General features: G+C 44.1%; 6 protein-coding genes. 3 read left to right on the top strand and 3 right to left on the bottom strand.

What is annotated here, in order from left to right:
- Nucleotides 1–28: 28 nt before the first annotated feature.
- The gene (locus CGSMWGV1500E_RS04225; protein WP_004127316.1) at nucleotides 29–3,976 is read right to left on the bottom strand and encodes a hypothetical protein; all 3,948 of its coding nucleotides are present in this window, start codon (nucleotides 3,974–3,976) and stop codon (nucleotides 29–31) included.
- Nucleotides 3,977–4,316: 340 nt separating this feature from the next.
- Nucleotides 4,317–6,368, bottom strand: coding sequence for an AMP-dependent synthetase/ligase (locus tag CGSMWGV1500E_RS04220; RefSeq protein ID WP_004127319.1), 2,052 nt, complete (start codon nucleotides 6,366–6,368; stop codon nucleotides 4,317–4,319).
- A gap of 326 nt (nucleotides 6,369–6,694) precedes the next feature.
- On the opposite strand from CGSMWGV1500E_RS04220, the gene CGSMWGV1500E_RS04215 reads away from it, so the two are divergent.
- The 3 genes from CGSMWGV1500E_RS04215 (at nucleotide 6,695) to CGSMWGV1500E_RS04205 (ending at nucleotide 9,568) form a co-directional block, all read left to right on the top strand.
- Nucleotides 6,695–7,318, top strand: coding sequence for a 50S ribosomal protein L25/general stress protein Ctc (locus tag CGSMWGV1500E_RS04215; RefSeq protein ID WP_004127323.1), 624 nt, complete (start codon nucleotides 6,695–6,697; stop codon nucleotides 7,316–7,318).
- 270 nt (nucleotides 7,319–7,588) lie between these two features.
- Nucleotides 7,589–8,758 carry a branched-chain amino acid aminotransferase gene (locus CGSMWGV1500E_RS04210; protein WP_004127327.1) on the top strand — a complete coding sequence of 390 codons (1,170 nt, stop codon included), beginning with the start codon at nucleotides 7,589–7,591 and terminating at the stop codon, nucleotides 8,756–8,758.
- Between the two features lie 90 nt (nucleotides 8,759–8,848).
- Nucleotides 8,849–9,568 (top strand): trimeric intracellular cation channel family protein, encoded by a 720-nt coding sequence (locus tag CGSMWGV1500E_RS04205; RefSeq protein WP_004127330.1) that lies wholly within the window; start codon nucleotides 8,849–8,851, stop codon nucleotides 9,566–9,568.
- 144 nt (nucleotides 9,569–9,712) lie between these two features.
- Here the strand turns inward: CGSMWGV1500E_RS04205 and rpsT are convergent, their stop codons facing one another.
- Nucleotides 9,713–9,973: a 30S ribosomal protein S20 gene (gene rpsT, locus CGSMWGV1500E_RS04200; protein WP_004127335.1), complete on the bottom strand. Its 261-nt coding sequence runs from the start codon at nucleotides 9,971–9,973 to the stop codon at nucleotides 9,713–9,715.
- Nucleotides 9,974–10,140: the final 167 nt, after the last annotated feature.

The raw sequence follows: 10,140 nt of genomic DNA on the forward strand, positions 1-10,140 counted from the left end.
ATTTTTATGGAGTAAACCACATTTTCAACTACATGCGACGGTGACGTGCGAAAGTCACACCTCCGCCGATTGCAACAATTCCAGCAATCACAACTGCCGCAACCGCGCCAATTGTAAGAGTGTTGTTGGAGCCGTTTTGTGCCTTTGCAGAATCGCCGTTTGCTTGAGAATTCTTGGACTCTTTGTTTGGAGAGCTGTTTGGCGTGCTGTTTTGAGCGCTGCTATTGCTATTAGAATCCTGAGTTTCTTGCTTTGCGGAGTCTTGCTTTGCAGATTCCTTCGATTCAGAATTCTTAGAATCCTTAGCGTTCTTACTTTGTGCTACGCCAGCGTTAGGAGTTGCGGCCGCATTTGCAGAAGCGGTGCGGTTGGCGTGCTTCGTGTTCTTTGCATTCGCATGCTCTTCCTTAGTAGACTTTCCAGTTTCACTCTTGGAAACAGCCTGTGTAGCGTGATTTTCTGCTGTAGCTGAAGCAAATTCGTTAGATTGCTGTTCTACGCCAACAGCAGGAACGCTGACATGTGGTGTTTGTGGAATGAATGGAACATTACTGTTTCCTGTGTTACCAGTGTTACCTGTGTTACCGGTATTTCCGGTATTGTTTGTGTTTCCTGTGCTACCTGTGTTGCCAGTCTTGCCAGTATTACCAGGTTCAGGTACTTTAGGTTCTGGTGTAGGTGCTGGAGGAACGGATGGTGTAACAGACTCTGGTGCAACTTCTTTCATCTGTTTCGCGAGTGTTTCTGCAGACTTTGTAAGAGATGTAGCAGTAGTTTGCAGGCCAGTACTCTTTGTTGTCAGAGTTTGCATGAAGGTGTTAAACGATGGGTAAGCTGCCAAGAATGTTGACTGCATGAAGGATTGCTGAGTCGTTTTGTCAGTAACAACAGCCTTAAATTTTGTTTCTGCAGCTTTAAGATTCTTCTGTATAGTTTGAATCTTGGTTTTAGCTTCTTCAACAACTTTCTGAGCATACTGAACCTTGGCTTGAGCGGCTTTAACCTTCTCTTGTGCAGTCTTTATCTTCTCAACAACAGTTTTCTTTGCGGTTTCAACAGCTGTTTTTTCTGTCTCAACCTTTTCAGCAGCATTTTTAGCTTTTGTTTTCAATGCTTCAAGCTGGCCTGTTGCTGTACTCTGAGTGTCTTTAGCACCTTGAAGAGCGGTCTGAGCAGCTTGAACGTTACCGTTAGCTTCAGTAACTTCCTGAGTTTCAGTTTGAATCTGAGTTGTAAGCTCTTCAATCTTCTTAGTCAGTGTAGTTACCTTATCTTTAGCTACTTGAAGCTCTTGATCAGCCTTATTTTTGGCTTCTTCAGCAGTTGTAACAGCCTGTTTGGCTGATTCTACATTAGCTTCAGCAGTTTCAACATCCTTAGTAAGTGCGCCATTAACTTCAGTTTGCTTTTCATTGGCATTTCTGCGTGCTGCTACAGCGTCAGCCTCGGCTGTTTGGGCCTTTGACTTCAACCCTGTTGCGGCTGTTTGCAAGGTACTAAGTTCGTCTTGAAGCTTCTGAATCTTCTGCTTTCGCTCATTTTCGTTTAGCTGAGCAGCTTCTTTAGCCTTCTTAGAAGCCTCATCATACGCATTCTTAGCAGTTTCCCAAGCGCTCTTCAGCTCCTCAGCCTTCTTAGCAGTATCATCCTTAGCTTTATTTGCTGCTTCAGCATCCTTCCTAGCCTGCTCGAAGTTCTTCTTTGCTGTTTCAATCTTCTTTTCTAGATCCTCAACAGCAGAGCGCTCATCAGTAGACATATTATGCTTTGCTTTCAAAGCTTCATACTTAGCGTTAAACACTGCCATATTAGCCGAGTTTGCATCAGCATTCAGCTTATTCAGTTTCTTAGCTTCTTCGTCGCTTAGCGAAGGAGTGCTGCTTGTAACTGTGCTTTCATAGCCATTAAGAAGTTTATTGTACTCTTCTATGCTAATTGAGCTTTCTTCATTGCCTCCGTGCCATACTGCAATATCTTGGTATCCCAATCTGTTTGTATGTGAATTATCTGCTTTAGCAAATCCTGAAGCAAAGTTATTGTTTGCGGAGAAGTTAGTGTAGTGGCCGACCACATTCTTAAACAGATTCTTCGCTTGTCCGTTTGAATCATCCTTAAATAGAGCTAGAGTAGGATTTTCCCTTAGATATGCTCCAAAATCTGTGCGATGGTTTTTGAGTGCATCTAAGCCATCTTCTGTAAACTCGTGACCATTCCACTTTCCATCTTTAAGAGCGTTATCATATATTTCCTTTTCCAAGCCATACCATCCGTCAACAGCGTTGTGCTTCTCGTTGGCAGTGTATTGGCATGAAAGATGACCATTACCGGTATTGCATTGTTTAAGATTCTGCTTTGGCCTCTTAGGATCGTAGTTATTATAATCTCCATCCCAAGCGAGATTTTCTGCAACATTAGTAGCATATGCATGAGTTTTCAACTCGTCTGGAGTTTTTGATCCCGTGGTATCGTGGCATGCAGCGTGAGCTTCAGTTGCTGCAGAATAGAAGGAGTGCACGATGCTTTCTGCAATAAGAGTTAGACGCACTTTAACAGTTTTCATGCCAGAAACGTCATCTTTGCGATAATCATCAAGAGCTTTGTAATATGTTGCTGCCTGCTTCATGTTTTCCAAAGAGTCAGCGCTACCAACGCGACCCAAACCAGGCTTCACCAAGTCGTTATACCATGTTGGAGCATAAGCAGTGTATCCTGGCCAATAATATCCTTCTTTTCCAGGCACAGGCATATTAGGAACTTCATAAGATTCGCCCTTAAGAACTTTTTGAGCACGTTTTGCATCCTCAATAAGATCAGCGTTCTTGTTTTCCTTCTTGCTTTCAGTATCAATCACATACTGCAAGAACTTGTAGAAGTCAGACTTCTGCTCCACAGGAATATCATCCTTAGGAGCGTTATTATCTGCTGCATCATAAGCTGCTGCTTTCTTAGCAGCTTCACCTTCTGCAGAAGTTACTTTCTCTACTAATGCTGCGTAGTCTGAATTCTTATCTTTCAGCGCCTTTTCTGCGTTGGTGAGTTCGCCTGCTTTAGCAGGGATTGCATTATTCGCATCGGTAGCTTCCTGAGCTTTAGCAGCTGCTTCCCTTTGAGCTTGGTCAGAAGCTTCTTTAGCTTCTTGAGCTTTTTCTTTAAGCTTTTGCACCTCAGCACTTGTTGTTCCAGAGTCAGCTCTTTGCAAATTATTTATAGCAGTTTGCTTTTCTTCCTGCTGTTTTGTATTATCTTTTACAGCTTGCTCTGCTTCTTGTTGTTTTGCTTCTTTTTGATCAGCCTCGCCAGAAAGCCTATCTGCTTCTCCCTGAGCTTTCTTTTTATTATCCTTAGCAGTTTGAAGCTCAGTATTGGCAGAATCTAGCTTGCCTTTTTCAGTGTTTACTTTTTCTGCAGCTTGAGCCTGCTGTTGAGTTTTATTAGTAACGTCTTTGTTTGCAGTTTCAAGCTCGCCTTCAGCTGCAGTTTTTTCGCCTTGAGTTTCCTTCAGCTTATCTTCAGCAGTCTTCTGATTTTCTTTTTCTTTATCAAATGCAGCTTGCTTATCTGCAACCTCTTCGTTTGCGTTATCTACTTCAGTTTGCTTATCAGATAATTCCTTATCGGCTTTACCTTTTTCTTCCTCAGCTGTTTGAGCTTCTTTTTTCTTGTTTTCTAAGTCTTTCTGAGCTTTAGTTACTTCATTGTTAGCATCAGCGGCTGCTGTATTAGCATCACTTGCTTCGCTTTCAGCCTTATTAACTTCCTCATCAACTTTGTTTTTCTGCTCATTAGCTTCAGCCACAGCCTGCTTAGCTTCTTTTTGAGCTTTATCTGTAGCACTTTCTCCAGTCTGAACTGCAGGAGTATTAGAATCTGGCGGAGTAGTAGTGTCAGGAGTAGCGGCGTTGGCCACATTTGCCATTCCGAATAATGCAAGGGAACTTGCGCCTAATGAGATTGCTACTGCGAGTTTGGCGTTCATATTAACCTCTCCTCTTAATTGTTAATGGAAATCAGAAGATTTTCATATCTCTTGCCAAGTTTTTAGAAAAGCAGTATTGCTATGAATGTAGCTTTTCTTTTAACTTGCGTTCAGAAAATATTGTATTCTTCAACGGGGGGGGGGTATCAAGTTTTTTCACGCCAATATTATCAAATACCCATGGATTATTAAGGAAACTTTATGGATTCGCGCAAGTCGCATGCGAAAGCTTACGCTTACTTCTCATAAGAAGCCTACGCTTACTTCCCGCGCGAATCTTACTCTTTCTTGCAAGAAGCCTACTTTTACTTCTTGCAAGAAAGCATATGCTTGCCTACTCTTACTTCTTTCGCGAAGTGTACATCTGCGTATTAAGCAGATTTGCGTAATACTTAATAACGCGTGGGCGAATAATCTTCATAGATGCTGTCATTAAGCCATTTTCTTGCGTAAACTCTTCTGGCAAAATAATGAACTTTCGCACAGATTCCGCGCGCGACACGCCTTCATTGGCAAGATCTATAAATTTTTGTACTTCGGCGCGCACAACAGCGTTATTTGCAGCTTCGCTCATGCTCATAGTTTCATCTAATCCCTTAAGCTTAAGCCAGTTGCGCAAAATCTCCTCGTCTAAAGTAACAAGTGCGGAAATAAACGGACGCTTATCTCCAAGCACTAATGCTTGAGATACAAGTTCGCATCTCTTAATCATCTCTTCAATAGGTCCAGGAGCCACGTTTTTACCGCCGGCTGTAATAATCAAATCCTTTTTGCGGCCGGTAATATAAAGCATGCCTTCGTCGTCAATTCTTCCCAAATCGCCTGTTGCATACCATCCGTCTTCGGTGAACGAAGTTTCAGTTGCTTCGTCGTTCTTATGGTACTTATGGAACACGCATGTGCCCTTAATTTGCACTTCGCCATCTTCTGCAATTCGCAAAGTAAAGGCTGGGAACGCAATTCCAACAGAGCCTTCTCGGAAAGGAACTCCGATTGGAGTAAACGCGCATGGTGCAGTGGTTTCAGTAAGACCGTAGCCTTCGTACACAGGAACTCCTGCTCCTCGGAAGAAGGAAAGCAGCTCAGGGTCGAGTGGAGCGCCGCCGGCAACAATCCAGTGCGCGCGTCCGCCAAGAGCCTGGCGAAGTGGACGGTAAACAAGTGGATCGTAAGCAGTTCTACGGGCCTTGGTAAGCGCTTTAGCATCACCAAACTCTTGAACTTCCTTCATATACTGCTGAGCCGTCACAACAGCACCCTGGAAAGCCAAGCCTTTAGCGCCGTGACCAGCCTTCTGTGAAGCCGCGTTATAAACTTTTTCAAGAACTCGAGGAACAACAATCATAACCGTAGGTTTTGCAACCTGCAAATCAGAAATTAAAGTAGAAATTCCTTGAGCAATGTAAATTCGCAATGTACTTGCCACAACAATGTAGTTAATCGCCCTTGCAAAAGAGTGTGCTTGCGGAAGGAACAAAAGCACAGAACCGTCTTTTTCGCTTAACAAATCTGGCAGGTAGATTGGCAGGTTTAGTGCGGTTGTGCAGTAGTGCTCGTGTGTCATTTCAACGCCTTTAGGCGCGGCTGTGGAGCCGGAAGTGTAAACAATTGAGCACAAGTCTGTTTTCTTTACAGAATCAATACGCTCGTCCAATTCTTCGTCGCTAACGGTAGATCCAAAAGCCTTAAGCTCTTCCAATCCGCCGGTTTCTAAGCAAATAATACGTTCCAAGCTTGGGCATTCTTCAATAGCGCCGTCTGCTTTATCTCGCATTTCTGTAGTTCCAACAATAAGAAAACGCGAGTCGGAATTATTAACAATGTTGCGAATCTGCTCTGCAGAATCCGTGTCGTAAATAGTGGCGAGCACGCCGCCGCAAGCCATAACAGCAGCATCTGTAACATCCCACTCGTACGACGTTTTGCACATAAGAGCAATAGCGTCCCCCTTGTGCAAGCCGTAGTGAATTAAGCCTTTTGCTGCATCCCTAACTTCTTTAAGGAACTGATTTGCTGTTTTAGTAACCCACTTATCGTTTTCTTTGTAAGTGTAAAGCGGGTCGTCTCCCATGCGTGCAGCACGGTCTGCATACAAGTCGTAAATACTTGTGCCTTCGTCCAGCGGTGCAGCACTTTCCGTTTTTGTGGTAAGCAAACCTGTTTCTGGGTCAATAAACGTGGTTGTTGGCATTCCTGCGCCCCACTCTTCTACGAGTGGAAGACGCTTATTTTGCGAAAGTAGAGTATTTGTAGAAGATTCTTGTTCTTCATTCTGGTAGCCTGGTTCGCCTGCGCGATCGTCGCTGACTGGGTGTGCGAAATTGCTGCCAATACGCAATGCTTTACGTGCAAGATTAAACGCTTGCTGTTGGAGTGCATTAAAGACGGACACATCTGCTCCTTAATCATGCCTTAGCGGCTCTTAAAAGCGCATAGTTTCAAAGTGCGCTTAGTGCTGTTATCTATAATAATCGTTTGTGTGCTCAAGTTGTGTAAGTGTTTGCATATTTTTATTTTATTTATTAAATAATTGAGATTTAAGATTAGTCTTGCGCTGTGGTTACACTAGAAAAGTTGCTTTGGCGAGGGAATATGCCGACTGATTGTTGGCAAAGTTCCGTTATCGACTGGGCTGATGGCCACTTATGGTTTTCGGCGCGTCGGTGCGCCTGAAGCTGGATTAACAAACAAAACTATCCAGACCATAAGGAGACCGATATGGCTACAAAGATTACTCTTGAAGGCGAAGTTCGCAACGAGTTTGGTAAGGGCGTTGCTCGCCGCTTGCGTGTTGCAAATTTGATTCCAGCAAGCCTTTACGCTGGCGGTGCTGATCCAGTGCACGTCACTCTTCCAATGCGTGAGACCACTTTGGCTTTGCGTCACGCAAATGCTTTGTTCACTATTAAGTTTGGCAAGGAATCTCGCATTGCAGTTGTTAAGGATGTTCAGCGCAATCCTGTTAAGCGCATTGTTGAGCACATTGACTTCTACGAAGTTAAGGCTGGCGAAAAGATTGATGTTGAAGTTCCAGTCTTCGTTGAAGGTACTCCAAAGGGTGCTGCTGTTGCATTCGTTGACGTTCAGGAGCTCAAGGTTCGTGCAGACGTTGCAAACTTGCCAGAGCGCGTTGTTGTTAACGTTGACGGCTTGACCGACGGCACCAAGGTGTTTGCTAAGGACGTTAAGCTTCCTAAGGGCGTTGTGCTCGACATGGATGGCGAAGAGTCTGTTGTTAGCGTCACCGTTCCTGAAGATGCTGCTCCAGCCGAAGCTGCTGCTCCTGCTGCTGATGCAGCTGCTGCTCCTGCTGCCGCTGCTCCAGCTGCAGAAGAAAAGTAAGTTATAAAGTAAGCTATTGTATTTAATTACTAGTTAACTTATAACTTATAAATAGTTTAAAATTTTAAGCCGCATAAGAACTGACTTATGCGGCTTTTTCTTATAAAATCAGTAAATTTGCTAAATAATTTTTATTTTAAACCGTATTTTTTGAAATATTTCTTAAAATATTTTGGCGTGTAAGTTTTGCTAAACGCAAGAATCGTATTATTCTATACGTTAATTGCGTTAAAAGGCAATCAAAAATATTACAGATAGAAAAGAGACATAATGGCTGATTTAGAAATCGCTCCAGAGTTTTCGGACGCCTATGAATCTGATGATCATAGCAATCCTGCTCTGTTGAACAAATTGGCTGGCAACTTTGAAGTTCTGCCTAACGATAATCCTGTTTCGGACGCAAAGCGCAACGAACTTATTGATAAGCCTGCTTTCGGTCAGATTTTCTCCGACAATATGGTTCATATGTCTTGGACTAAAGGCGAAGGCTGGTCGGATCGTCGCGTTGAGCCTTACGGACCATTGAAAATGGATCCAGGCGCATCCGTTTTGCATTACGCTCAGGAATGCTTCGAAGGTTTGAAGGCGTACAAGCGCGCCGACGGTTCAGTTTGGCTGTTCCGTCCAGATATTAACGCTGCTCGCTTCCAGAATTCTGCTAAGCGTTTGTATTTGCCAGATCTTTCTATTGACGACTTTATTGGTTCTGTTGCAGCTTTGGTAAAGCGAGATAGAGAGTGGGTTCCAAGCCGCCGCGAGTATACGCTTTACATGCGTCCGTTCATGTTTGCTTCCGAGCCGTTCCTTGGCGTTCGTGAAGCTCATGAGGTTGAATATTGTGTTATTGCTTCTCCATCAGGCCCATACTTCAAGGGTGGTTTGAAGCCTGTTAGCATTTGGGTTGAAGATCAGTGGTTCCGTACAGGCCCTGGTGGTACCGGTTTTGCTAAGTGCGGCGGAAATTATGCTGCTTCTTTGCTTGGCGAATACAAGGGTATTGAGCATGGTTGCGAGCAGGTTTGCTTCGTGGATGCTGCAACTAAGACTTATTTGGAAGAGCTTGGCGGCATGAACATGTTTGCGCTCCACAAGGATGGTCATTTGGAAACTCCATCTCTTACTGGCAGCATTCTTCCGGGCGTTACGCGTCGTTCTTTGATTCAGCTTGCTAAAGAGGCTGGTCATGAGGTTGTTGAAACTATGATTCCGCTTCAAGGCTTGCTTGACGACATTCGTTCTGGCGAGGTAACTGAAGTCTTTGCTTGCGGTACTGCTGCAATCATCACTCCAATTGGTCGCTTTAAGTCAGATGATTTCGATCTTAAGGTTTCTGATGGTGGTGTTGGTGAGTTGACTCAGGCTTTGCGTGACGAGCTCCTTGGCATTCAGCTTGGCGATGTTGAAGACAAGCACAACTGGATGTGGAAGGTTTGTGACTAATTAATTGGCGCGTCGTACTCCGTATGTAGATTCATATGTGGGTGCGGCGCGCTATTTATTTTGCTATTTATTGTTTCGAAGGGGTAATTTGTGGAAGGCGCATTAGGGGATAACATCTTCTTTCTAATTGTTGAATATGTTGCTGTTGGATGCTGCGGAATGGTTGGCGGACTGTGGGCTATTCGTAAAAAGTACGATGTTTTTGCCATTATTACCACTTCTTGGATTACTGCGTTGGGCGGCGGAATTGTGCGCGATGTTTTACTTGGAGCACTACCGCCAGTTGGAATTGCGGATCATGGTTTTGTGATTGCTGGTTTACTTTCCGGCATAATTGTTGCGATTGCGCATCCGGAGATCGATAAGTGGCGTTGGTTTATGCTTACGATTGATGCGCTCGCCTTGGGATTATTTGCTGTAAACGGAACTGCAAAAGGCCTAGATTTTCACATGTCTGGCACGACTTCAGTATTTTTAGGAATGGCAACCGCTTTGGGAGGCGGTCTTATTCGAGACATGATTTTGAATCAGGTTCCTGTTATTGTGCGAGATAAACATTGGTATGCTGTTCCGGCTGCAGTTGGTTGCGTTCTTACGGTTTTTGTAGTTAAAGCAAAACATGCTGGTTTCTTTGGTGTAACTGTTGAGATTATTCTTGACATGCTTATTGTTGCGCTGGTGGTTGCAATGCGCTTGCTATCTGTAAAATTTGACTTGACTTTATTCGGCGCAATGAATCGCACTGAGCCGATTAAAGTGCGTCGTCCGCGCATTCGTCGCTTAAACTTAAACAATCGCAAGCGCAGATAGTTTTAAATAGTCTTAGATAGTCTTAAAAATCTTAAGTGCGAATAATCTAAATGAGTTTTAGTCGCGTATAAAAATAATCCCCAGTGCCTGTTGGTACTGGGGATTTTCCTTACATGCTGTGTTATGCAGTTACCTGCACAAACTTCACAGAGCGTTAATCGCTACAGCAAGACCGGACTTGCGGTTTGCAGCCTGATTCTTGTGAATCACGCCACGGCCTGCAGCCTTGTCAAGCTTCTGAGCGGCTACTGCGAAAGCGGCCTGTGCTGCAGCCTTATCACCAGCGGTGATGGCTTCACGAGTTGCACGAATAGCGGTCTTCAAAGCAGACTTTACTGCTACGTTACGCTTGTGTGCTTTCTCGTTGGTGAGCACGCGCTTCTTCTGCGACTTAATGTTTGCCACTGTTACTCCAAACGACGTTTGCTATATAAGGACATACAAAGCGTAAGCATATCATGATTATTGGATAACTTTACTAGTCGCTGGCGTTTGTTGTTGTTTTGTCTGCATCTGACTACATTTGCCGTGTATTTTCCCGGCGTTTGTTGTCGTTCTGTCTGCATTTGACC

This window comes from Gardnerella vaginalis 1500E (genome assembly GCF_000263595.1).
In the GTDB taxonomy this organism is placed as follows: Bacteria; Actinomycetota; Actinomycetes; order Actinomycetales; family Bifidobacteriaceae; genus Bifidobacterium; species Bifidobacterium vaginale_E.

What these genes read in the sequence shown, in the direction of transcription:
- CGSMWGV1500E_RS04215 (WP_004127323.1), top strand. Translation starts at nt 6,695, where the DNA reads ATGGCTACAAAGATTACTCTTGAAGGCGAAGTTCGCAACGAGTTTGGT.
- CGSMWGV1500E_RS04225 (WP_004127316.1), bottom strand. Translation starts at nt 3,976, where the DNA reads ATGAACGCCAAACTCGCAGTAGCAATCTCATTAGGCGCAAGTTCCCTT.
- CGSMWGV1500E_RS04210 (WP_004127327.1), top strand. Translation starts at nt 7,589, where the DNA reads ATGGCTGATTTAGAAATCGCTCCAGAGTTTTCGGACGCCTATGAATCT.